The organism is Coleofasciculus sp. D1-CHI-01, from assembly GCF_040218875.1.
GTDB lineage: Bacteria > Cyanobacteriota > Cyanobacteriia > Cyanobacteriales > Coleofasciculaceae > Coleofasciculus.
The window spans coordinates 23778-47435 of record NZ_JAVJQP010000029.1 but is presented as its reverse complement, the minus strand read 5'-3'; the positions used below and the strand labels follow the sequence as shown (position 1 = coordinate 47435).

Genomic DNA, 23658 nt, shown 5'->3' with positions numbered 1-23658 from the left:
GGAAGAATCGTAATCAGATGATTGATTTGATTATTGCTGATGAACTATAAGATGAGCTATAAAGTTAGAAAGCCGTAAAGCTGGCTGAGGAGTGATGGCGCTTGGCATACACTCCGTAAACGTAGTTTTGCTCAGGATGAAAAACGGACTTAATTCCCAACAGAGTGCGATCGCGCAGCATACCCAAGGTGCAGTTTTGGTACTGGCTCCCGTTGGTACGGGCAAGACTCGCGTTTTAGCCGAGCGAGTGGTTCATACTATAAATACAGGTATTTCTCCTGAAAAAATTCTTTGCCTGACGTTCACGAATCGAGCGGCTCAACAGATGAGTGAGCGTCTATCTCAGTATTGTCCAGAGCAGTTGCCCTTTTTGACGATCAAAACCTTTCACGGCTTGTGTGCTTCTATGCTACGGATAGAGGCTCGTTTGCTTGGACTACCAGCAGATTTTGTAATTTATGATGATGCAGACTGTATTGAACTGATCAAGGAAGTCTTTGGTGTATCGAAGGATCGAGATGCCCAGCAGTTATTCTTTAACCTGGCTAACTGCAAAGTTAAAGCGAGTAACGCCCAACTCTGCCTCAGTGCTGCACTAGAACAAGTGTATGCCTCATTAGGAAGCGATCGCGCTAAAGATGCGGCTCGATACCAAGCCATCCTACAAAAACGTCATGTTCTCGACTTTGGGGATCTCCTTTTCTATGTTCGGGCAATGTTCGCTCATCAACCAGAGATTAGCCACCGTTGGGCGTCCAAGTTTGATTTCGTTCAGGTTGATGAAGTGCAAGATACTCATCTTTCGGAATACAGCATTGTCAGCCACTTAGCCTCTGGTAGTGGCAATCTCGCGATGATTGGGGATTTAGATCAGACAATTTACGAATGGCGAGGATCTCAACCCGCTCAAGTCATTTCTCAATTTAAGCGCGACTTTAAACCCACAGAGTATTCTCTAACCTGGAACTATCGCGCCACGAAAACACTGTTAAAAGCGGCGTCTGGGTTTGCTGACTCCTTTGATCATCGACAAACACAGATTACACCCTCCCCAGATTGTGAAATCGGAGAACTAATTCGAGTTCATGTCGCCAAAGATGAACAAGCCGAGGCGCAGTGGATTGGCAAACAAATTCAGAAATTAGCCGATAATCGCCCAGATTTTGCCTACAGTCGAGTGGCGGTTTTGGCTCGTAACCATAGGCGAACAGAGGTTGTCAGCCAGATAGTGGAACGAATAGGAATTCCCTGCGTCACGGTTGAACGATTCCAATTTTTCATGCGACAGGAAGTGAAAGATGCTTTAGCGTACTTACGTCTAGTTTTGAACCCATTTGACACAGGTTCGATGCGTCGGATGTTGCTCCGCCCAAGTCGAGGAATCGGAGAGGTAACGATCAAAAATGTCATTGAAGCGGGTAAGGATTGTGGCTTCAGACTGACAGATATGGTATCCCGGCAAACCTTCATTAATGGTGATCCATTTAGTGAACTGTTGAATGCCTATTCATCCGCTACAGTGATTGTCTTTGATGTAGAAACAACCGGATTTTCGGTTAGTCAAGATGAGGGTGTAGAAATTGCCGCTATCCGTTTAGTTAAGGGGCAGCCACAGAGCCAGTTTCATGCCTATATTGCCAATACTGTGCCTGTTGGTGACTCGGAGTGGATACATGGACATAGCAATCGTTTTTTAGCCGAACAGGGTAGACCAGCTAAAGAGGTTTTCCGCGAGTTTTTCGAGTTTGTGGGAAATGCTATGTTGGTTGGGCATAATGTCGGTTTTGACATCAAGATGGTAACCGCCCAAGCCCAAAAAGTTGGTATACCTGTTCCTAAGCTGCGATGGGAAGACACGCTGGAGTTAGCCAATCGGTTTATTGAAGCAGAACGCTACAATTTGGAAACCTTAGCCAAGCATTTAAAGCTTGAACATTTGCCGAGTCATCAGGCAATGGATGATGTGAAAACCACGATTGACTTGCTAGCCCGACTCATTCCGCTGGTTGAACGTAGAGTGGATTACCGTCAAGCGTTGGTGTATCGCTACGGCGATGAGTTTGAGGAATTGGCTGAACAGATGGACAAGTGGCGCGATGCCAGCCAAACCATGCGACCTTCAGAACTGTTGGATAAATTGTTGGTTGAATCTGGACTCTATAAATATTACCAGTCAGACGAAAAACGACAGCAAAATTTGTTACAGCTTATCCGAATTTTTCAGGAACAGGATAACCCAGATTTGCACCCGGACACGGCTTTACGCAGCATTCTTGAATTCACTGCCCTAGCTAAGAACTTGGATCAAGTGTCTCAAGATGATAATCAGATTCCGATTATCACTGTTCATCAGTCCAAAGGTTTGGAATTTGACACAGTTTTCATTGCGGGTGCGACTGAGGATGAGTTTCCCAGTTTTTTCAGTGTACGCGACAATAAGCTAGAGGAGGAAAGGCGGTTGTTTTATGTCGCCATGACTAGGGCAAAGCAAAAATTGTTTATTTCAGCTTCCTCAAAGGATTTCAAGGGCTATTCCAAATTACCGAGTGAGTTTATTAACCAAATACATAAGGAATATATCAGTGAGTGACGACAACCAAAATTATCGCTGTTTTCATCCTCTTATTGCCAAGGCTTACACTGCTATACACGATTGGCTTGAAACCAATGTTAAAGATGCCAATGGCTACAAACAAATACCCTACAGCAATTTAAAACAAAAGCTTCAAGAAACGGACTGGAAACATATAGCATTTCAGTATTATGCTCTTTTTCCAGCACACTACTTTAAGGCTGCACACAGTCTAGATACCATTATTGGAGAAGAGCAGCTTACAAGCTGGTTGAGACATAGACAAAAAGTCTGTGTCTTAGATGTAGGTTGCGGCGCGGGCGCTGGTTCTGCTGCCTTTCTGGAAGCAGTTATCAAACTAAAGGAACAAGGAAAGCTTACAAATGATGTAAATATTCTTTTTATTGGTGTAGATCCAAGCATTCGTGCCATCGGACTTTATCATCAAATGATGACAAACTTAAGAAGATCTGTATCAAATTTAATTAACTTGAATTTTAAAACTATAAATAACGGATTTCCAAATGCTACAAGCACTATAATTAACCATCTTCGTCAAGATCGTGAATTATCTCACCTACCTTGTCTCTCAAATGTATTAGTCATGCAACTTAATGTTATTTCTCCTTTTAGTCAAACTTATAGGAATTGCCAGAAAAACTACGACGAGTTAAGAACATTAGGTATTGATATAGATATTTCTATTGCAGAAAGTAATCAAGGGTTGGGAACTGCTGAAGCTCAAGCGTACAAACAATTAGTAGAAGATGTTCCAATTGACGTAATAAACATCTTAACCATTGGAACTAAGAATATGGAAAAGCAAGTGCAAATTGGTACGCATAGTGAGGTGACTTTAGATGAAAGGATCAAAGAGATGGCATCTACTCTAAGCCAAATCATAGGTAATCGACATGATGTTCACCAAGGGAGGGCGGATTGGGATCGCGTACATTATGAAAACCCTCTGAATAGCTATTGGAGAGAACAAAAAAATTGTCCGTGTTATCATTCAGATTTTTATGCTGATTTTCAGACGATATGGAGTGCTGATTTAGCAGAGGATAAGGATTGGAATGACGTTATTAGTCTCGATAATCTTAAGCTAGCTTGGGCACGGGCACGTAATAATCTCTTACGAGAAGCATTTTGTGACGAGACTGAAATACGTTTATTTGAGATTAATTTTGAGGCAAGACTTGATGGTTTACGAGAGCAACTGTGTGCTTACGCTAATGATGTCGCTCTAAACGATGACAGAATTTATTACAGAGTACCTAAGAATATCACGAATACTCGCCCTAGAGCACTCTCACGTATTGAGGAAGAAATTCTATCGGTAGCAGTGATTCAGAGATTAGGAGATAAAGCTTCTCAACTCAGAGGCAGTAGTTATGCCTACAGAATTTCTGGAAAATATGGGAATAGAGACACGGAGTATCTCTATGAATATTGGTTCAAAGCTTACTGCTCTTACATTAAAAAAGCACAAGATAGTGCCAACAAGTATCCAGAGGGGGCAATTTTGAGAGTTGATATTGAATCATTTTACACCAAAATAGTTCAAAGTCAGCTTTGTGATGAACTTTCTCGAGAACTAACAGAGAGTGAACGTATACGTTGGTTAATTCGACTATTACTTTCTCCAGATATCGATGAACATGAGGTTGGTCATGGCATAACACAAGGAGGTATTGGATCAGGCTTTTATGCAAATATATATTTAACTCCAGTAGATGCAAGATTTGGAACGGGTAACGAGTGGGGAGTTGAGTTTCATCGCTATGTAGATGATATGATTTTCGTTATCCCCTATCCAGATGACATGGATGAAATTGAGAGTATGCTTAGAGATGAGTTGCAAAAACTAGGGTTAAGACTTAATGAAGGAAAAACTGAGAAGATTGACAAAGTATCTGCCTTTTTGCAGCAATCTAAAGAGGATGAATGTTTGGAAAAATTAAGCGAACGTTATGACTGTATTGTTAACCCACTTTGGATGCTGAACTCAGAACACCGCACCATTTTTGTTAGTTCCTCTAATAACAATGAGCGCTGGTGGCACAATATTGAATGTTATCATAATTGTCTAAGAGCTATAAAAATTTATAAAAGTGAGACAGAACTGAGTAGAAAAATATACGGATATCTATTTAATAACAAGCGTAGAGAAAGAGATTTTGCAAATCAAAAGAAAGTTTTTGGGCAAGGTGAAGAACTAAAATTTACAAGGCTGACCAACATTAATTCACTGGATACAGTTTATATATGGTCTAACTGCTTTATTAAAGCTAACTCTACTTGGAATCAAAACAGAAATGAATTACGTAAGGATTTAGTAGCTCTTTTTCATGACAGTTGGCAAGAGCTTCAAAATTTGGATAACAATAATGCCGGTGAGTCACGCAAGCTGGAAAGATATATCCGCTTTGCTCTAACTAGATTGTCTGTGCTAGGGCTTGAGGACATAATTATAGCCTTATTGGAAATTTTATATAAAGCTTTTTGGATAATTCGCGATCCTTCAAATGTCCTAGAGAATTTAGCACGTCAGGGCTATATATCGGAAATCAAAAATTTACTGACCCATTATCAAAACCTTAATCAACCAGTTGAGTACCTTAAAGCAATCACAATTAGAGCGATGCGATTCCTGCCGAACATTGATGCTCAAGAATGGGAGCTAATTGTAGAATTTTCCACAAGCTCAGATAACTCAGTTAGCGTAGCTGAAAAACTGATGGCAACTGAAACTTGGTTATATTTGGGACATAAGTACAACGACTTTAAACAAAATCGTCATATTGAAGCTGTTAAAAATGCTCTTCGCTCTAAGCCTTCACCGCCAAGCAGGTTGGAGAAGAACTATCTTTTGATATTGGGGCAGTTTGAGCCAAGTGCTGTACAAGAATTCTTTGTAAACCCAAATGATCCCATGCTTGTTGGTGCTAGAGATCTTGCGCTTCAAGGTAGCCCATCTGAGATATTCGATTTGCCCGAGCCTAAAATTATTCGAGCAAATTATTACAGTGGTCAAAGTCCAACAGACAGTGAGCAAGGATCACCATAAAAAGTTATCAGCACTCATTCTCTTCCTCTTAACTTCTCTAGCCAAACTTTTCATCTCAAGCCCTTTGGTATTTTTGCAGCACAGAGCGATCGCACTCTATACACACCCCTTGATTAACTGGCAATTTCTTCAAGTGTTTGCTCACTTGTAAACAGCCGATCCTCCAATTCAATATCGCTAATACCCAGCATTTCCGCTACCCGCCGCAGGGATAACTTGTCCGCTACAACAGCACGATAGGCAAGTTCTAGGAAGATTCTAGGTAAACATTTTTCCACAGGAAGAAACCCCTCTCTACTCTCCTCAACGAAAGAACTATAACCCAAGTTTCGAGATAAATGTGCGGGCTGAATCTGCTTAAAGTCTTCCTGAGAATCTGCGAGTTGATGTTCCCAATCCAATCGAATTAACATTTCTTCATAGCTAACGCCGAAATAGTGGGCTAAATGCACAACTTCCGCCGGATGCCTCACCCGTTTTACGCCCAGACGATGTAAACGTTCCTGCAATGCTGCTGAAGGAATCAGGAAGTAGGCAGCAAATTTTCCAGCAAAACATTCCAACGGATTAGTAACTCCATGGTAACAAAGAATAGCGGGTTGGTCATGTTGATAGAGACAATGAGCTAATCCATGAGCCAAGCTAAAAGAGAGATGAGAATCAGTCTGGGCTTGATTAATGGCAATAATATTTCCTAGTTTGGGATGAGACAAAAATAGCCCAGAGATAGAATTTTGTTCCTTGCCAAAGGGAATGGTAAATATCATTAATCCTTGCGCCTCTAAGAAGCTTCGCAAATTAATTAGAGGAGCCATTCCCAAGTTGTAGTGATATCGAGCCTTTTGAGCCGCCAACACTGCCATCTCGGTTTCAGGTAAGAGACGATTGGCAAGAGGGGCAAAAGGGGGGTGAGAAACGCCAGAAAAAGGAGTATTAGTCTGAGTATAGAGTTCCTCTAGGGCATAAATTTTTTCAATCAAACGGGCAATTCCTGCCTTACTGGAAGCAGAAATAGTTTCAGAATTAAGCCGTAATGCTTCTTCCCAGTCGGATTGAACGGTTTCTTCGCCAAACAGCGATCGCAGGGGTACTCCGTAAAGCCGAGATAGACGCTCCAAGGTAAGAGCATCCACCCGACGCTTCCCGCTCTCATACTGGTTTAGAGCCGCCGCCGTAACATCTATAACTTGAGCGGCTTCAGTTTGACTTATTCGAGATCGCTCACGCGCTAGCCGCAGGCGCTGACCGAGAATTTCGTAATTCATATTCATCTGAATTAGCCTGAAATAGGCTGATGCTGATTTTTATATTAACATAATGTTAATATAATATTTTATATTTATTTTTATTAACGATTAATTAGCATGACACAAATTATTATAGATACCGTAGTCCTGCGGGTGATGAGTTTTGCCCACCCCCAAGGAATAGAAATTCTGCTGGACGCTATCAATGTCTCCTGTGCGCGGTTTCCCACTGAAGTTTATAACCGCGATGAGGATAATCTTCCTCTAAAAGTCAACGATGAGGAGTTAAGTGAACTAGGGAGGGGACTGCGATACGCTCAGCGTCAGATACAACAACTCCCGCCAACAGAATCTCGGCGTTTCCAAACTTGGCTCAAAAATGCAGAGCAGCTTAATCATCATTTTGATCGAGGAAGCCTTGTGGTTGAAATTTTGACGGTGGAAGAACTCTACAAGCGAGAGATGCTTCAGATAAACTATCCACAGTTAGGTAAAGGTGAGGTAGCTTGTTTGGTGCTAGCCCAGCGTTACCAAGTGCAAGCAGTATTCCTTTCGTCGGATGATAAAGCTTGTGAAGTAGCCAAAGAGTTGAAAATTCCCCATCTGACTTTGCCAGATATTCTTGAGGCTTGGGTGCAAACGAAGCAGCCACCGCAAGATGAACTCAATACCCTAATTGAAGGTATGGCTAACGCGCAATTTGGTTTGAAACGGAGCTTTATAGAACAACTGCGACAGCGATTATAGCGTTTCTGATCAGGATAGATGCAGGGGGTGAGGGCGCAAGCCTTGCGCCCCTACATTCACCTCTTCTGTTAGTCGCTGATCAGGCTGGATTCGATTACTAATGACAATTTGGCAGGATAGAGCGATCGCACGCCTCAATTTTCTGGCATCCTAGAGATGGTCAAGAGTCCCTTAGCACAGCTTCATGCCTCTTTCTCACTGCACCAAAAAAGAAATCCCGCCAACATCTCAACCCACAGACGTTGATGGGCGTAGAGGTTTTGCCGCATGAAGCCAGATAGCAAGTACCAGCCACTCCTGGAATTTCTGCAACAGAGCAATCAAGATGAAGTCATTCTCACCTTTGCAGAAATCGAGAAACTCATGAATGACACCTTACCCGACTCAGCACGGAAAAAACGGGCATGGTGGAGCAATCGCAGCAAAGGCGCACTGCAAGCTTCTGCTTGGATGGAAGCCGGATATCGGGTTGAAGATGTGGATTTTGAGCAACAACGGGTGACATTCCGCCAACCTACAGCAAAACTTAAAGTTCAGCCCGTCGGTGACACAGAACTATGGAATAGTGAGTTAATCAAGACACTTCGCCGCCAGATGGGTTTAACCCAGGCAGAGTTTGCCCAAAGGCTTGGTGTGAGACAGGCGACAGTTAGCGAGTGGGAAAAGGGTATCCATGCGCCGAGTCGTGCTATGTCAAAATATCTGACCATGTTTGCTCAACAAGCAGAGTTCGACGGGGAAGAAGAAAGCTAAAGTTTCTTTTTTAGACTATTGACAACAGAATACGCATTCGTATAAATTACCAGATATTCAAACAAAGCTATCTGGTGACAGTCGAGTATGAATAACCACCATGGCAAATTCAAAGCCCTTGTCTTTCCGCAGATAGCTGTGGTTTCAACCGCCAAGCCATTCACGAGCAATAATCTACCATGCAACCCATACGCCATCGCATCAACCCCAAAACCTTTGTCATCACCCTTAGGCAAATCGCCAAACACCTGAACATCCCCCAAGAGCGCATCCTCAACTGGGAAAAATGGCATAACGTCCTTTGGGTACATATCAAAGGAATCGGGGGTTACTTCGTCAGCTACCGCCAAATTGAACAGTGGATTGCCGCTTGTCGCACGCTCATACGCTATTGTCCCAATCTAAATGCCCTCGATCGCCTCTGGCAATCAATCTGCATTGAAGCCCAACGCTATACAGCAGAGGCATTATCCCGACTCTACATAATCCACCAGCAGCGATATGTCTATTTATCCAACCGCTAACAAATCCAAATGTGTCACAAGCCAGCACCAAGTTTCCGACGCTTTCTGCCGACTTGTGACTACCCCGTAAACGGAGACTTTTACTATGTTAAAACCAAACTGTCCCCCTGGTGAACTCACCTACCAGCAAGGCTATCAACAAGCGTTAGAGGATTTTGCGATCGCATCTCTATTCACTCGCCTGGAAACCTACTCTGAGCCTGACTTTGATCCTGCTGGGATGCAGCTTACCCCATCGGAACTTGAAAGCCTCGCCGCTATCCTGATCCGAGACTTAACCGCTAACCTAAACGGAAACGCGATCGCACCTTATCTCAATGCCCTACGTCACGGTAGCACTGATTTACTGCACAGCCTCAGTTTCCGGCGATTTCTTTTCCCATCCATTCACCTACCCGCCAACTTTCCCCAGGTCAAACCCCCTCGTTTTGGAGACGGAGACAAACTGAAATGGACAAGCGATCGCCAAGATAATCTTAAATCAGCAGACTGGGGGATTGCGATCGGCAGATTTTACAGCTTTGCGCCCCATCATTGTGCTTGGACATGGTGCTATCTGATTTGGCTAGACCAACGTTCCCCCAGTTCTCGGTGGACGGTAGCTGATACCGCTTGGGAAGACGATCTCGAACCCTTCGGCTTCGCTCAGGGTCAACCCTTGGAGGACGCCTGATGAGAAGTCCCCGTCCAATCACCGAACGCGAACAAGCCTTAATTGACCTCTACGGTTACTGTCAACTGGGAATGACGCCGCAACAGTTTTACGCCAAATGGCAGGTGAATCATGAAACCATCGCCTTTATCTGCGATCGTTCCATGTCTACTGTCGAAAACTGGTTCAGAAGAGGTCGCAACTATCGCCGTCCTCAACCCAGAGATTTGCGCCATCTTGCCTTGATGGACTTTGTGTTAGAACGCTATGAAGATATTCCGGGTGAATTGTTAGACTGGCTTTGCCCTCCTGAGTCTAATCCATAGAAAATCTTAAGCAGAATGTCACCGACTTGAGGTTGGTGGGCAATGCCCACCCTACGGCTACGGCATATCAAGGATTTTGGTGCTCCAAAAATGCTTGCTTCATTGCCATTCCTCTTGAGAAACACATTCTGACTCAAGGACTTAAGTAAAGGGCGACCCGACCCAATTGAATGGACTGGTGTTGAAAATTAGAGCAAGCGGGTCGCCCCTACAGTTTCCAAATGACAAATGACAAATGACAAATGACAAATGACGTAGCTTGCTTCTCGCGAAAGCGAGTTCTCAACCGTTCACTTTAATGTCCACCTACTTAAAAACTTTGCCGTTCTTGGGCTAATTCAATCAACTGATCAACTAATTGAGGAAACGGCACACCACTAGCTTCCCAGAGTTGAGGATACATACTGGTGGCGGTGAAACCCGGTAAGGTATTGACTTCATTAATCAAAACCTCTCCTGTCGCCTCTACATAAAAGAAATCTACCCGTGACAAACCAGCCGCATCTACCGCCGCAAATGCTTGGAGTGCCATTTCCTGAATCTGACGAGTCACACCATCAGGTAAGGGTGCGGGAATCGATAACGTGGCACGACCTTCGGTATACTTGGTTTCATAGTCGTAGAAATCACTGGTATAACTAATTTCACCCACCACAGATGCTTTCGGATTATCATTCCCTAAAACCGCACATTCGACTTCCCGCGCCACGACTCCCGCTTCTACAATAATCCGGCGATCATAACTAGCTGCACTATCTAACGCTGTTTCCAATTCCGTTCGCGATCGCACTTTGGCAATACCCACCGATGATCCCAAATTAGCGGGCTTCACAAAACTGGGATATCCCAACGTTTCCTCAATCTGATCACACAGTTTCGGGAAAACGCAGGGATTTGACCACACTTGGGCGCGACTCAATCCCATATACTTCACTTGGGCGAGTCCCACTTGATCAAATACCTGTTTCATAGCAATTTTATCCATTGCCATGGCTGAACCTAAGACACCCGAACCCACACAAGGAACCTGCATTAACGTTAACAAGCCTTGAATCGTGCCATCTTCGCCATTGGGTCCGTGCAAGATGGGAAACCAAACCTCCACGTCAGCCACCTGAGGTGGAAATTGCCAGAGGTTTCCCTCTCCATTGGCTTCTAGAGGCGTTCCCGATGCCAAAACCTGTTGGGCGATATCTGGGGATTGCCAGATGCCATCTTTTTGAATATAAAAGGGTAAAACCTCGTACTTATCCGTATTCGGCGGCATACTCAACGCTTTCGCGATCGCTTGTGCTGAACAAATCGAAACCTCGTGTTCTCCTGAGCGTCCTCCAAATAGCAGTCCGATTCGTACTTTTGTCATGTTTTCGTTGATTGTTGATGGGTCAAAAACTTATCCTACTTGGTCATGGCGAGTTTCGTAATACTCAGATCTAGCAGCCGTCTCAATACAACGAATTTAAGTAGGGTGGGCAACACTTATAAACTTAGAGACACTTACTATTATCATTCGTTGGGCTTGCCCACCCTCCTGCGGACAAAGGACGAATGACGAATGACAAAGGACAAATCGTCATAACCCATAAATAAGAATAATCAACGGCGGAATGACAAACATCATCAACAGACTGAGGGGAGCGCCCACGCGGAAAAAGTCCAAAAACCGATAACCTCCTGCACTGTAGACCATCGTATTGGTTTGATACCCAATCGGTGTCATAAAACTATTCGACGCGGCGAAGGTGACAGCAAACATAAAGGCAAAGGGATTGAGATCCAACGTCTGAGCCACTTGCACTGAAATGGGTAAGAGTAAAACCACCGAAGCGTTATTGGATAACACCTCAGTCAATAACGCCGTAATCAGAAAGAAAAACGTCAGCATCCAGTAGGGCGAAAAACTACTGCCTAGGGAAACTAAATTATCAGCTAACCATTTAGTCGTTCCCGAATTTTCCATGGCAATTCCCAACGGAATTAATCCAGCCAAAAGAAAGATAATATCCCAGCGAACCGCACTATACACTTCCCCGGGTTTCAGACAGCCCGTGACGACCATTAAAACCACTCCCGCCAAGGCACTAACCAAAATTGGTAATAGGTTAAACGCCGCAACTAGAACAACACCCACACCAATTGCTACAGCAATTCCAGCTTTTTCTCGCCGTAACGACTCCATGTCTCGTTGCTCAAAGACTAACAAATCACGACTGTTTTGTAATCCGACAAAACTTTGCTTTGGTCCTTGTACCAAGAGCAAATCCCCAAACCGTAAGGGAACTTTACCCAACCGTTCCCGAACAAATTCTTGTCCACGACGAATGGCTAATACTGTCAGGTTATAGCGTTGCCGAAATCGAAAGTCTTTAAGGGTAGAGCCGGCTAGATCAGAGTTTGACAAGATTAAGACTTCAGCGATCGTATCTTCCCCAGATGTTAAGTCTTCTTCGATGGGTTTCTTGCCAAATTGGACATCAGGCAAAATATCGATCCCCCGTTCCGCTTTAATATTCAGTAAACATTCCCGTTTACCCCGGACAATTAAAATATCTCCAGGCTGCAATATTTTATCAGCCAGAGGTTGGGCGAAACGAGTCTCGTTACGGATGATTTCCAGTACGTCCATATCAAATTTACGCTGAATTTGAGTCGAACGTAACGTTTGTCCAACCAAGCTGGAACCTGGTGGAATCACAATTTCACTCACATAGTCTTGAAGTCCATACTCTTGAGTATCACTACCCGCCGCTTTTTTATTGGGTAAGAGTCGGGGGGCAATTAATACAAGATAGGTTAAGCCAATCGTGAAGGTAATTAGTCCTAATTTGGTGAACTGAAATAAACTGAATGTACCGTACCCCAGTTTGTCTGACAAACCACTCGCCAAAATATTGGTAGATGTGCCAATTACGGTAATCATTCCCCCTAAAATACTGGCATAAGACAAGGGGATGAGAAGCTTGGAGGGAGAAATCCGTTGTTGGCGACATAAATCTTCCACAATCGGCAGAAAGACAGCTAGAACAGCCGTATTATTAATCACACCACTAATCGGACCTGCAATTACCCCCAATGCTAAAATCTGCTGCGAGGATGTTTTACCTCCCCACTTCACTAGGAGTTCGCTGACGATTTGAATCGCACCCGTGCGGGCAATTCCTGCACTGAGGATAAACATTGCCATCACGGTAATCGTGGCGGAACTACTAAACCCAGATATGCCTTCCTCTGGGGTGACTAATCCCAGCATAATCAGCAGCACCATGATGGTGAGTGCGGTAATATCAACGGGCAACCATTCACTGATAAATAAAATCAGAGTCAGTACGATAACACCGAGGGTAAGCAGAATTGTCATAGTGGGTGAGATGCATTAGTGGCAAATGGCGTTCGGGTTAGCCCTGAATCTAATATACTTGCTAAAATTATTAATCCGTCCCTTGATACATCTGTTCAGCGACTCGTTTCAGGCGGCGTAGCTGGGCTTTCATATCCTGCTGTGTCAAGCTTGTGGCAAAGGTATTAAAGCCCCAACTGACGAGAGGATTGGGAATTTCAAACTCAAAACGATTCAGCAGCCTCGTACCTCGAATCGTGGGTTGACATTCCCAGCGATCGCGCCCTCGGAAAAATCCTTGGAATTGCCAAACGACTAAACCGGGTTCGCGTTCCACAACGACGCTGTTGAGGGTAGGCTGGACTAGCGGGATTTGAATCACAAAGCGACTGCGACTGCCAATATCTGTACTCCACTCCCCCACCGGATAGCAACGCAGGGCTGGATTGAGCCAGCGGTGCATCAGCGTCAGATCCGTTATACAGCGCTCAACAGTAGTGGCACTAGCTTTTATGGGGATAGATTGTTCAAAAACTTGAGAATTGGACATTTAAAGCGATAATAGCGTCTCAATAGCTGGTAATCTGACTTGTATTACTACAGCGCCAGCTCGCTGTATCTGACTCAATCCGGATCGAATCTCCTCTATTGTGCAGAAAGGGAAGAAGACGAGGCAAATCGGAGATCAGGAAACTCTTGGCAACGCCAGATCAGGGATGAGAGCATCTGGTTTTCCGATCGGCTTCACTTGCCTCACCTATTTGACAAAGAGAGATGCTATACCCTGATGAACGCCAAAAAAAGCTGATTTGAGGTAAAAAACTAACATAAGCTTGATTTTTGTCACCAAATTCCCCATAAAGATAGAGGTGACGCCGTAATCAATGGGACACCGATAGCAATGACACTCGGAGGCGAAAAATCTTGAATTAGCCCAAAAACATGGAGACAAAGATATCGATGGATTGAGAGGACTATAAATACTCGATGAGTTGTAGCCTGAAAGTCACAGATTGTTTGTGAGAGCGTTTACTGTTAAAGACTATTAGAGAAGGAAGACTATGAACCAACCTTGGCAAGGAATTATCCCAATTGGAGGTGTGCCCCCTTGGGTGCATCCCCTCTTAGCCCAAGACACACCAGCACCCATCCAAAACGCTCAAGCTGGTTTTCAGGGAATTTGGCAAAATGTCACCAGCTTCGCGCCGAATATAATTGCCGCAGGTGCCATCCTGTTGGTCGGTTGGATCGTTGCCTCGATTGCTAAGTCAATGACCAACGGACTGCTCAACCGCACCCGTATCGACAATCAAATTGCCGAGTGGTTTGCTGGCGGTCAAGAAGGCGCAGAAGCGCCGCCGATCGAGAAATGGGTAGCCGGTGCCGTTTTCTGGATTATCATCATCTTTACGGTGGTAGCGGTTCTGCAGACGTTGAATCTTGAGGTCGTCTCTCAACCGCTGAATAATTTTCTCGACCAAATCCTGGGCTTTTTGCCCAAGATTTTCGCAGGGGCAATTCTGTTGGGGGTGGCTTGGTTGTTGGCAAGCTTGGTTAAGCTGATCACAACCCGAGGATTACGGACATTAGGTTTGGATGAGCGCTTGGGTGAACAAGTCAGTGAGACACCCCGTTCTGGAGCAGGTGAGACTCAACGTCAAACCAACCAGTTTTCCCTGAGTGAAACCATGGGGAACGCTCTGTACTGGTTCATTTTTCTGTTATTTCTGCCCTCCATTCTCAGCACCTTGGGCTTGGAAGGCACTCTGCGCCCGGTGCAAGAGTTGCTGAATGAAATTTTGGCAATCTTGCCAGATATCTTGGCAGCCCTTGTGATTGCAGCATCGGGTTGGCTAGTGGCTCAGGTTGTACGGCGCATCGTTACCAATCTGTTGTCAGCCGCCGGAACGGATCAACTAGGAGCGCGATTTGGACTGCAAAGTGCGCCCGGAGGGAAATCACTGTCCTGGATTATTGGCACGACGGTTTATGTCTTAATTTTGATCCCCGTCGGCATCGCCGCGCTTAATGCCTTACAGATTGATGCGATCTCAGAGCCTGCGATCGCGATGTTAAATCAGATTCTTGACGCTCTACCCAAAATCTTTACGGCAGCGTTGATTCTGTTGATTGCTTACGTAATCGGTCAGTTTGTCAAGGATTTAGTTACCAATATTCTCGCCAGCATTGGCTTTAACAATGTTTATCGCTGGATCGGTGTACCGGAACCCCGTCCCAGTCGTCCTGCTCCGACTCCCCCCCCTGCCGAACAGCCCGATTTAGGCATACCCACTCCAGAGACTGGATCACAAACGCGGGTTCAACCGGAATCAACTCCATCCATTCGTACACCGTCAGAACTGGTGGGTATTATTGCATTCATCGCCATCCTCTTGTTTGCCACGGTTGCTGCAGTGGATGTCTTGCAGTTTGAAGCCTTAACCCTGATTGTCAACGGGATTATTGTGATCGCGGGTCAGATTTTGGCAGGGTTAATTGTATTTGCGGTTGGCTTGTACTTTGCGAATCTTGCCTTTAACTTGATTACCAGTTCGCGATCGCGCCAATCCCAAATCTTGGCACAAGCGGCTCGGATTGCGATTATTTCCTTTTCCGCTGCGATGGCGCTGCAACAAATGGGTATTGCTGGCGATATCGTAAACTTAGCCTTTGGCTTACTCTTAGGTGCAATTGCTGTCGCGATCGCGCTGGCGTTTGGACTTGGATCTCGCGATGTTGCAGCAGGTCAAGTTCGAGAGTGGTTATCTTCATTCAAAGAAGACAGACCCCCCGGACCCCAATAACGGGAAAGAGAATCGAACAGCGTTGAATTCGATCCCCTGCCAAAACGTGCAGGGGATTCTCCCGGATTTTTCACAAAAAGATAAAAAAAAGGGGTCACAATATGCCCAAATATAGATATACTAAGCATTTCGGCAATTTAAGCTAATGATCCCAACATCAACAGATTGTATCCCAAAACAAGGCTAAAGCCTTATACCGTAATGGTTTTAACGCTCAAGCTCCTCAAAAATCTTGCAAAGCCTCACGGTGAGGCAGTGCAAGATTTTTTGACTGGGGGAACTTCAGTTTAAAGGGGAGGGAACGTAGTCTGCATTACTTTTTTTGAATATTCTGAGTTTTAATTATTTTGTAAATTTTATCACAGCTTTTACGCCGATGCTACTGGCATGGCACAGCCAAAAAATGGAATAGACTTTACGGTTTAATCGGGCGCACGTCAGTCATCCGTGTCAACTTAAGACTTTGTATAACTAGCGCTCAAAGTTTAGATCCCCCTAAATCCCCCATGGAACCAAAAGCGAAGCATCCTTTGGTCTCCCCCATGGAACAAAAAGCGAAGCAACATCTGGTCTCCCCCTTTTGAAGGGGGACTTTGATTAATTTCTGGTTCCCCCCTTTTTAAGCTGTTCGGTATTTAAACCTTAATGTCAAGAATGGCAAAATCCTTGTAGTGCGTTAAGCGAAGCCATGCCGCAGGCTTTGCATCTTGCTCGCTACCCATTCCCAATTTAAAGTCTCACTTGCTAAATCGTTGGGTTTCGACTTCGCTCAACCCAACCTACAGTAATAACAACGATACAATAAAAAAACTCAGAAATTTTTCCAGACTACAGAATCCTGAGTCGTAGCCGAAACATCCAACGCAGATTATACAAAAATAGAACTGTAGCCCATCCTTTCCCATCTAACCTTGAGTCAATCACAATCCTCTTCCCCTAAACCCACCCACAATCGCCAAGATTACTATATTCACCGCGCTCGTGCCAGTTTGCGGCACACTTTATTCTGGTACAACAACCTGCATCATCGCCGCCCCCTTCCCGATGTGGAACTGCAAGCCGCCCTCCAGAATGAACTGGAGGTATTGCAGTTTGGCTTAGACAAACTTGACCAAGGCGTGATTCGTATTGCCACCTTTGGTTTAGTCAGTCGCGGGAAATCGGCTGTTGTCAATGCGTTGCTGGGTCAGAAAATCTTGCAAACGGGTCCCCTACATGGGGTAACCCAGTGGCCCAAGTCGGTACGTTGGACTTCTGGTGGTGAGGGGAAAGTGCAGGTTGAGTTCATTGATACGCCGGGATTAGATGAAGTTCAGGGAGAAGCCAGGGCGCAGATGGCGCGACAGGTGGCGTCTGAGGCGGATTTAATTTTATTTGTCGTGGCTGGGGATATTACCCGCACGGAGTATCAGGCGTTGTCGGAACTGCGACAAGCCCAAAAGCCGCTGATTCTGGTATTTAACAAAATTGATTTGTATCCGGAACAAGATAGAGAGGCAATTTATCGACAACTGCAAGAACTGGGTACAGGGACTCCCCGCGATCGCCGATTACAAAAGATGTTATCACCCCAAGAGATTGTTCTAGTCGCCGCAGAACCGTCTCCTATACAAGTGCGGGTGGAATTGCCTGATGGAAGCGTCAGTTATGAATGGGAAACCCTACCGCCGCAGGTGGATGAGTTGCAGCAAGCCATTTTAAGGATACTCAATCGCGAAGGGCGATCGCTCTTGGCACTTAATGCCCTATTTCAATCCCGAATTGCCCAAGTTAGCATTGCCCAGAAAACTGTAGCACAGCGTAAGGCGGAAGCCGAAGATTTAATCTGGCGTTTTGCGAAGTATAAAGCCTTGGCAGTGGCGCTGAATCCGATTGGTATCTTAGATATCTTAGGGGGAACTGTAGCAGACTTGGCACTGATTCGTTCCTTATCGCGACTCTACGGTTTACCGATGACAAGTTATGAAGCGGGAAAATTATGGCGCAAAATATTAATTAGTTCCGGTGGTTTACTGTTGGGTGAACTGGGAAGTAGTGCGCTGTTGGGAGTGGGTAAAAGTGCCTCAGCCGTTGCCAGTATTGGCGGAGTAACAGCCTATGCTGGAACCGCTGTAACTCAAGCGGGGATTGCCGGGTATGGGGCGTATACGGTTGGTCATGCGGCGCAAGTGTATCTGGAACAAGGCTGCACTTGGGGACCTTTAGGGGCGAGTACAGTGATTCAAGATATTCTCAATCAAGTTGAACCGGATATGATTCTCTATCGCCTGCGACAGGAATTGGGTCAACACCTGTCCTAAGTAAGTAGGTGGACACAATAAAAGCTAACGGTGGAGAACTCGCGAGAGCGAGAAGCAAGCTACGTCGTTTTTATATAATTGTTGAAACAGACGTGATCGAGTAGGGGCGGGTTTAGCCGTTCACTTTCGGAATCTACAGCTAACGTCTCAACAAAACCCGCCCTTCGTCTTAGGGGCTTAAGCGAGTCAAAAACTTGCTGGGAGAGATCAATAACCACCATCCTATGTCTAAGAGGTTAACGGCTGAAACCAAAGAGGTTGTTAAGGAAATTGATTCCCTAATTAAAGAGTAGATGGCAGTTTATTTGATTAGGCGGTGCTTCCTCTACTTCTAGGGTAAAAATAAAAGCAATTGTCTAACTTTTACAGTATGTTGAGCAACGTGAGTGTTGATTTTGTAGGGGCGGGTTTTATGATCATCTTTTTGGTTGCACCCAGATGTGACTAAACCCGCCCCGACTCAGGTTTCTACTTGACCAACTCCCTAGGAAACCCAACAAAATCCAGGGCTAAACCCTCTACTACAAACCACATTGTTCCAACTTATCCGCCATAACTTCAGCATGACGCCACCAGTCGTAATAGCCTCCCACCCAACGACGAGATGGTAGATGTCCGAGGGGAGCTTTAATAGTAAAGCGATAAGCTTTATCTGGAACGCGAGGATTATGAATTGACCAACCCACGCGATCGCACAACCTGGGATAGTCAGCTTCAACCTCTTGATAGATGCGACGTTGTACTGTCAAGCCAAAATGGTTTTTACTGTATTTTACCCATAGCTGATCCAGGGTATGCAAGTCTTCACAAGGTAATTCTTGGATATCATCCAACTTTAGATAATAACCGGGGAATTTACCACAGGCTTGACCTAATATGATCCAAGTTTCTTCATCGGCTTTTTGCCATTTATGGGTAGCCAAAAGTTGCTTTAATTGCCGATAATCAATTCCTACTTCTGAGGTGAGATTATTCTGTTTAGTTTTGCGGGTTTTGGGTTGCCGAAGGTTGATAAAATGAGTGCCGACGGGAGGAGAGGTAGCAGGGGTCAAATCCGTAATCACCTGATCAGCCGATTGATAACGTTGTTTGAGACGAGAATGAGTTAATTGATCCAGGATTTTCAGAAGGCGATCGCTAATTTGAGTTCCCGGAGGTAAGAAATCCCGCCACACCCAAGTTTCGTTGAAGGTATCATACAGGTCAAAGGGGGAAACCTGAGTCAACAAATACAGACAGGTTACTCCCACACTATACAGATCACTTGCCCAAAATGCTTTACCTTTGAGTTGTTCGGGAGCCATATATTCTGGGCTACCAATAATTGTACCCGTTTGCAGCAAGGCGGTATCCGTCAGCAATTTAGCCACGCCAAAGTCAATTAACACTAACTTCCTGTCATCTTGGCGGCGGATAATATTGGCGGGTTTAATATCTCGATGGAGTACACGATGGGAATGAATATAGCGAATCAAGGGTAATAGTTCACGCAATAATTCCCAAATTTGCTCTTCGTTGTAATGTCCCTGCTGGTTTAACTCCTCGCTCAGGGTTAGCCCCGGTATAAAGTCTTGAATTAAATAGAACTGTTGATTTTCTTCAAAATGTGCCAGAAGGGTGGGAATTTGCGGATGCTTGCCTAATTCATTTAAACGGATGGCTTCTTGTTGAAACAGTTCTTTGGCTTTTGGGAAGGTGTCTGGATCAAAATTTTCTAGATAAAGTTGTTTAATAACACAATGGGGTTGACTGGGAATATCTTCGTCAACTGCCAAAAATGTTCTGCCGAATCCACCGCTACCGAGGGGGCGTAGAGGGCGGTAGCGTTCTTTGAGGCGTAGCCGTTCCCCACAGGTTTGACAAAAGTGAGCGGAATCGAGATTTTCCGGCGTAAGACATCCCGGTTTAATACAATAAGTCATAAGTTATAAGCAAAATTCGCCCTAACTGTAGAGACGTAGCATGCTACGTCTCTACATCTCCTACTACGTTTCTATATCTCCCTCAGCTTGCCCATTTCCTGTTCCCTGTTCCCTGTTCTCTCGAAATCATTATTAGGAGACAATTTGAATTCCATGACTGGCAAACTTTGTCACCCAAAAACCTAAATTTGGATCATGAATTTCTGACTGGACATCTTGTAGAAGCGCTTGAGCCTGTTCCTGAGACTGACAAAGAGCGAATACGGTAGGACCCGAACCGGACATCATTGTGCCTAATGCACCGCAATTTTCAAAGGCTTGTCGCAGTTGCAGGACTTGGGGATAGTTAGGGAGTACAACTTGCTCCAAATCGTTGTACAGCAGTTGACCAATTTTGGCGAAATTTTTATTTGAAATTGCTTGAACCATTGAACCCGAATGCACACGAGTGGGGAGATTTATCGTTTCAGTTATTATCGATTTATCGACTCCCTCAGAACGTCCATACGTATTGCTAAACTGAGACCGATAGGTTTGATATGCCCAAGCTGTAGAAACGGCTAAATTTTGATGTTTGGCTAACACCAGATAGAACGAATCCAGATTGGGTAAGGGATCAAGTTCTTCACCTCGCCCGGTTGCGATCGCGGTTCCCCCAGCTAGACAAAATGGTACATCTGAACCCAGTTTCGCCGCTAACTCTTGTAATTCTGGCTGCGTGAGTCCCAGTTGCCAAAGCATATTCAATCCTACCAAAACGGCGGCGGCATTGGTTGACCCTCCCGCTAATCCAGCCGCGACGGGAATATTCTTTTTAATTGTGACTTCCACACCGCCAAACTGCGCCCAGCAATCGGGAAACTGTTGACTCATCAAATCCACCGCCCGGTAAGCCAGATTCGTTTTATCCAGGGGAACTTGCGGATGATCACAGTGAACTTGAATGGTTTGAGTCCCAATAGCCCGGACACTCACTTGATCAGCGAGTTCAATGCTTTGCAGGATCATCGCCAGTTCATGATACCCATCGGCGCGATCGCCTAGTATTTCTAGATACAGATTAATTTTGGCAGGGGCGATTAGGGAATAGGAACGCATGGGAATGATGAGTTATAAATTATGAATTATGAATTATAAATTACATCGAATAGGTTACTCGTGCAGCTTTGTGGACATAATCCATCAGTCAATTCCCTGCTTCCAGACGTGCCATGGCACGTCTCTACATTGCTCCCCCAGCTTCCCCAGCTTCCCCTGCTGTCTCGTTTAAGCGATTAGCCAGAGCAACCCATTGGCTAACGCTTAAGTCTTCAGCACGGGCTTGGGGATGACTGTCTATCTGTTCGAGTAATTGGTTAATTTTATCGCGATCGCACAGGGATTTGAGGTTATTTCGTAACATTTTCCGCTTACTGGCAAAACCCAGCTTGACTAAGGTTTCTAGCTGTTGGGGGTTATCGGCTGAGGGCTCTACAATTCGGGGACGCAAGCGGACAACGGCGGAGTCAACTTTCGGCGGTGGGGAAAAAGCTTTGGCGGGGACATCACAGATCCAGTCACAGTCTGCCAGATATTGTACCCGCACCGATAATGCACCAAATGCCTTAGAACCTGGTTTGGCACATAATCGTTGTGCCACTTCTTTTTGCACCAAGAGTACAATTAACTCAAAGGCAGGAATAACAGGTTGGGCGATGGTTCCCAGCAGCGTTTGCAAAATCGGTCCAGTAATGTTGTAGGGAATATTAGCAACGACTTTATTCGGAGACTGGAAATGAGGAAAAGCGGCGAGATGTTCGGCTAAGTTCAGGGAGAGAATGTCACCTTGTAAGAGTAAAAAATTCTCGTTTTCACCTAAAATTTTGACCAAACGTTGGCACAAATCCCGGTCAATCTCAACCGCTACCAATGACTCTACCTCCCCTAAGAGTCGCCGCGTCAACACACCCGTTCCCGGACCAATCTCCAGCAGGCGATCGCGTGGCTGCAAGTTGGCTGCTTTCACGATTTGATTTAAGGCTTTTTCACTACGCAGCCAATGTTGAGCGAATTGTTTATGGGCTTTGGGTGTCATTAGCTTATTGATTATGAATAAGGGCGGGTTTTGTTGTTCAGTTTTTGGTAACTAAGTAGTCGGACAAAATAAAACAGCATGCCCACGCTTGTTTTGTAAACAAGCCTCAAACCCTGACAAATGACGTAGCTTGCTTCTCGATGAAAGCGAGTATGACGAATGATACCAAATCCGGGGAACGCTACCTCCGTTATCACCCAGTCCGCGCAGGCGGACGCAAGGCAAGTGTAGCAGCGATTTCAATCGCCTCCTCTTGCTTACCTAGATTGAATCCCTAAACCCTCCCCTACAAGGTTAAAAAATCTTTCAGCCTCTGTTGGTTCTCTGCGATGTAATCTCGGGCAAACATAGTTAGATTAGCAATATTTTCCGGACTGGCATTGTCGATCTCAAAATTCATAATATCAGGTTGGAGACGGAGGTAGCGCTGAAAGTCAGGATTATCTAAGTCCTGAGAACTCAGGATCTGCCGAGTAATGTAATCGTGAATATCAGAAGAGGCATCAAATAATACATCAATCAGGCGTCCTTTCCATCCCCATTGTGCCAATCCCCAACCGCGTGTCTCATTCCAGGGAAATGGACGCTCAGAACTTCCAGTACCAATTGAGAGTACAGAAATGTCTTGAATTGAATAATTTAATCGTAGGGCTTCTGCCAGAGCCGCCGCCGCCGGATTGTTGGCACCAACGCCACCATCAATGACCGAATATTGTCGCCGTGGTGTTTGTAAAAGGTGAGCTGGGAAATAGGTGGGTGCAGAGGAGGAACAGACGCAGGCTTCCCATAAAGGAATCGTGAAAAAATCTTGGTCTTGACGCCAACTTTTGAATACAATCGGTTTTCGCCCCAGGGTATCGTAGGCAATAATCATCAGTTGCAGCGAATCCTCAATATCCGATAACCGGGTTGAGCCAAACTCTTCTTGTAACACTTGAATTAAGCCATCGTCTGGGTAGAGCGGTGCGGAAAGACCGTATTGAAACACTAATCCCAACCGCCGGGGGGAAAAACGACCTTGATAAGGAAAAATTCTTGCTCCTTTGTCTTGATAGAGCCGGATAATCTCCTGGCTTTTGCGTCCAGTTGCGATAGCTGAGGCGAGGATTGAACCCGTAGACGTTCCGGCAATCAAATCGAAATATTGGCTCAAAGGTTGGTTGAGAACTCGCTCAACTTCTGCTAAGATAACGGCTGATATAATGCCGCGAATGCCTCCACCATCTAGGCTTAAAATTCGATAGGTCACTTTTAAATGTCTCCCCAACTCTCGTTTAAGTGTAACTTATATTACAGTTTCCAGAAAAGCGTTTAGGTAATCAATAAATAG

17 protein-coding genes are annotated in these 23658 nt (G+C 45.1%); 9 read left to right on the top strand and 8 right to left on the bottom strand.

Features of this window, described 5'->3' with window-relative positions; translation table 11 throughout:
• Window positions 1-136 precede the first annotated feature (136 nt).
• Both RIB93_RS05975 and RIB93_RS05970 read left to right on the top strand, forming a co-directional pair.
• Window positions 137-2590: a 3'-5' exonuclease gene (locus RIB93_RS05975; RefSeq protein ID WP_446371223.1), complete on the top strand. Its 2454-nt coding sequence runs from the start codon at window positions 137-139 to the stop codon at window positions 2588-2590.
• Window positions 2583-5642 carry a reverse transcriptase domain-containing protein gene (locus RIB93_RS05970; protein WP_446371221.1) on the top strand — a complete coding sequence of 1020 codons (3060 nt, stop codon included), beginning with the start codon at window positions 2583-2585 and terminating at the stop codon, window positions 5640-5642. Before RIB93_RS05975 ends, RIB93_RS05970 begins: the two co-directional genes overlap by 8 nt.
• Before the next feature lie 113 nt (window positions 5643-5755).
• Here RIB93_RS05970 and RIB93_RS05965 read toward each other — a convergent pair whose 3' ends face one another.
• Complete coding sequence (locus RIB93_RS05965; protein ID WP_446371219.1) at window positions 5756-6913, bottom strand: helix-turn-helix domain-containing protein; 1158 nt, start codon at window positions 6911-6913, stop codon at window positions 5756-5758.
• Between the two features lie 93 nt (window positions 6914-7006).
• Between RIB93_RS05965 and RIB93_RS05960 the strand changes: the two genes are divergently transcribed.
• The 5 genes from RIB93_RS05960 (at window position 7007) to RIB93_RS05940 (ending at window position 9891) form a co-directional block, all read left to right on the top strand.
• On the top strand, window positions 7007-7636 hold the full coding sequence (locus RIB93_RS05960) for a hypothetical protein (protein WP_446371217.1): 630 nt from the start codon (window positions 7007-7009) through the stop codon (window positions 7634-7636).
• 267 nt (window positions 7637-7903) lie between these two features.
• On the top strand, window positions 7904-8389 hold the full coding sequence (locus RIB93_RS05955; protein WP_446371215.1) for a helix-turn-helix domain-containing protein: 486 nt from the start codon (window positions 7904-7906) through the stop codon (window positions 8387-8389).
• 179 nt (window positions 8390-8568) lie between these two features.
• On the top strand, window positions 8569-8913 hold the full coding sequence (locus RIB93_RS05950; protein ID WP_446371213.1) for a hypothetical protein: 345 nt from the start codon (window positions 8569-8571) through the stop codon (window positions 8911-8913).
• 85 nt (window positions 8914-8998) lie between these two features.
• Window positions 8999-9586 carry a hypothetical protein gene (locus RIB93_RS05945; protein ID WP_446371211.1) on the top strand — a complete coding sequence of 196 codons (588 nt, stop codon included), beginning with the start codon at window positions 8999-9001 and terminating at the stop codon, window positions 9584-9586.
• Window positions 9586-9891, top strand: coding sequence for a helix-turn-helix domain-containing protein (locus tag RIB93_RS05940; RefSeq protein WP_446371209.1), 306 nt, complete (start codon window positions 9586-9588; stop codon window positions 9889-9891). Before RIB93_RS05945 ends, RIB93_RS05940 begins: the two co-directional genes overlap by 1 nt.
• 310 nt (window positions 9892-10201) lie before the next feature.
• On the opposite strand, the gene RIB93_RS05935 is transcribed toward RIB93_RS05940, so the two are convergent.
• The 3 genes from RIB93_RS05935 to RIB93_RS05925 form a co-directional block, all read right to left on the bottom strand.
• Window positions 10202-11254: a D-alanine--D-alanine ligase family protein gene (locus RIB93_RS05935; protein ID WP_446371207.1), complete on the bottom strand. Its 1053-nt coding sequence runs from the start codon at window positions 11252-11254 to the stop codon at window positions 10202-10204.
• A gap of 210 nt (window positions 11255-11464) precedes the next feature.
• The gene (locus RIB93_RS05930; protein WP_446371205.1) at window positions 11465-13249 is read right to left on the bottom strand and encodes an SLC13 family permease; all 1785 of its coding nucleotides are present in this window, start codon (window positions 13247-13249) and stop codon (window positions 11465-11467) included.
• Window positions 13250-13319: 70 nt separating this feature from the next.
• On the bottom strand, window positions 13320-13778 hold the full coding sequence (locus RIB93_RS05925) for an SRPBCC family protein (RefSeq protein ID WP_006105513.1): 459 nt from the start codon (window positions 13776-13778) through the stop codon (window positions 13320-13322).
• A 511-nt stretch (window positions 13779-14289) separates the two neighbouring features.
• Here RIB93_RS05925 and RIB93_RS05920 point away from each other — a divergent pair.
• Together RIB93_RS05920 and RIB93_RS05915 are read left to right on the top strand one after the other, a co-directional pair.
• Entirely contained in the window at window positions 14290-16032 is a 1743-nt protein-coding gene (locus RIB93_RS05920) for a mechanosensitive ion channel (RefSeq protein ID WP_446371203.1), read from the top strand.
• A gap of 911 nt (window positions 16033-16943) precedes the next feature.
• Complete coding sequence (locus RIB93_RS05915) at window positions 16944-18332, top strand: GTP-binding protein (RefSeq protein WP_446371201.1); 1389 nt, start codon at window positions 16944-16946, stop codon at window positions 18330-18332.
• A gap of 521 nt (window positions 18333-18853) precedes the next feature.
• Here the strand turns inward: RIB93_RS05915 and RIB93_RS05910 are convergent.
• The 4 genes from RIB93_RS05910 to RIB93_RS05895 form a co-directional block, all read right to left on the bottom strand.
• Window positions 18854-20254 carry a protein kinase domain-containing protein gene (locus RIB93_RS05910; RefSeq protein WP_446371199.1) on the bottom strand — a complete coding sequence of 467 codons (1401 nt, stop codon included), beginning with the start codon at window positions 20252-20254 and terminating at the stop codon, window positions 18854-18856.
• 132 nt (window positions 20255-20386) lie between these two features.
• Entirely contained in the window at window positions 20387-21352 is a 966-nt protein-coding gene (gene ispE / locus RIB93_RS05905; RefSeq protein WP_446371197.1) for a 4-(cytidine 5'-diphospho)-2-C-methyl-D-erythritol kinase, read from the bottom strand.
• A 124-nt stretch (window positions 21353-21476) separates the two neighbouring features.
• On the bottom strand, window positions 21477-22328 hold the full coding sequence (rsmA, locus tag RIB93_RS05900; RefSeq protein WP_446371195.1) for a 16S rRNA (adenine(1518)-N(6)/adenine(1519)-N(6))-dimethyltransferase RsmA: 852 nt from the start codon (window positions 22326-22328) through the stop codon (window positions 21477-21479).
• A gap of 286 nt (window positions 22329-22614) precedes the next feature.
• On the bottom strand, window positions 22615-23577 hold the full coding sequence (locus RIB93_RS05895) for a CBASS cGAMP-activated phospholipase (protein ID WP_446371193.1): 963 nt from the start codon (window positions 23575-23577) through the stop codon (window positions 22615-22617).
• Window positions 23578-23658 lie beyond the last annotated feature (81 nt).

What these genes read in the sequence shown, in the direction of transcription:
- RIB93_RS05975 (WP_446371223.1), top strand. Translation starts at nt 137, where the DNA reads ATGAAAAACGGACTTAATTCCCAACAGAGTGCGATCGCGCAGCATACC.
- RIB93_RS05965 (WP_446371219.1), bottom strand. Translation starts at nt 6,913, where the DNA reads ATGAATATGAATTACGAAATTCTCGGTCAGCGCCTGCGGCTAGCGCGT.
- RIB93_RS05960 (WP_446371217.1), top strand. Translation starts at nt 7,007, where the DNA reads ATGACACAAATTATTATAGATACCGTAGTCCTGCGGGTGATGAGTTTT.
- RIB93_RS05955 (WP_446371215.1), top strand. Translation starts at nt 7,904, where the DNA reads ATGAAGCCAGATAGCAAGTACCAGCCACTCCTGGAATTTCTGCAACAG.
- RIB93_RS05950 (WP_446371213.1), top strand. Translation starts at nt 8,569, where the DNA reads ATGCAACCCATACGCCATCGCATCAACCCCAAAACCTTTGTCATCACC.
- RIB93_RS05945 (WP_446371211.1), top strand. Translation starts at nt 8,999, where the DNA reads ATGTTAAAACCAAACTGTCCCCCTGGTGAACTCACCTACCAGCAAGGC.
- RIB93_RS05940 (WP_446371209.1), top strand. Translation starts at nt 9,586, where the DNA reads ATGAGAAGTCCCCGTCCAATCACCGAACGCGAACAAGCCTTAATTGAC.
- RIB93_RS05935 (WP_446371207.1), bottom strand. Translation starts at nt 11,254, where the DNA reads ATGACAAAAGTACGAATCGGACTGCTATTTGGAGGACGCTCAGGAGAA.
- RIB93_RS05930 (WP_446371205.1), bottom strand. Translation starts at nt 13,249, where the DNA reads ATGACAATTCTGCTTACCCTCGGTGTTATCGTACTGACTCTGATTTTA.
- RIB93_RS05925 (WP_006105513.1), bottom strand. Translation starts at nt 13,778, where the DNA reads ATGTCCAATTCTCAAGTTTTTGAACAATCTATCCCCATAAAAGCTAGT.
- RIB93_RS05920 (WP_446371203.1), top strand. Translation starts at nt 14,290, where the DNA reads ATGAACCAACCTTGGCAAGGAATTATCCCAATTGGAGGTGTGCCCCCT.
- RIB93_RS05910 (WP_446371199.1), bottom strand. Translation starts at nt 20,254, where the DNA reads ATGACTTATTGTATTAAACCGGGATGTCTTACGCCGGAAAATCTCGAT.
- ispE (WP_446371197.1), bottom strand. Translation starts at nt 21,352, where the DNA reads ATGCGTTCCTATTCCCTAATCGCCCCTGCCAAAATTAATCTGTATCTA.
- rsmA (WP_446371195.1), bottom strand. Translation starts at nt 22,328, where the DNA reads ATGACACCCAAAGCCCATAAACAATTCGCTCAACATTGGCTGCGTAGT.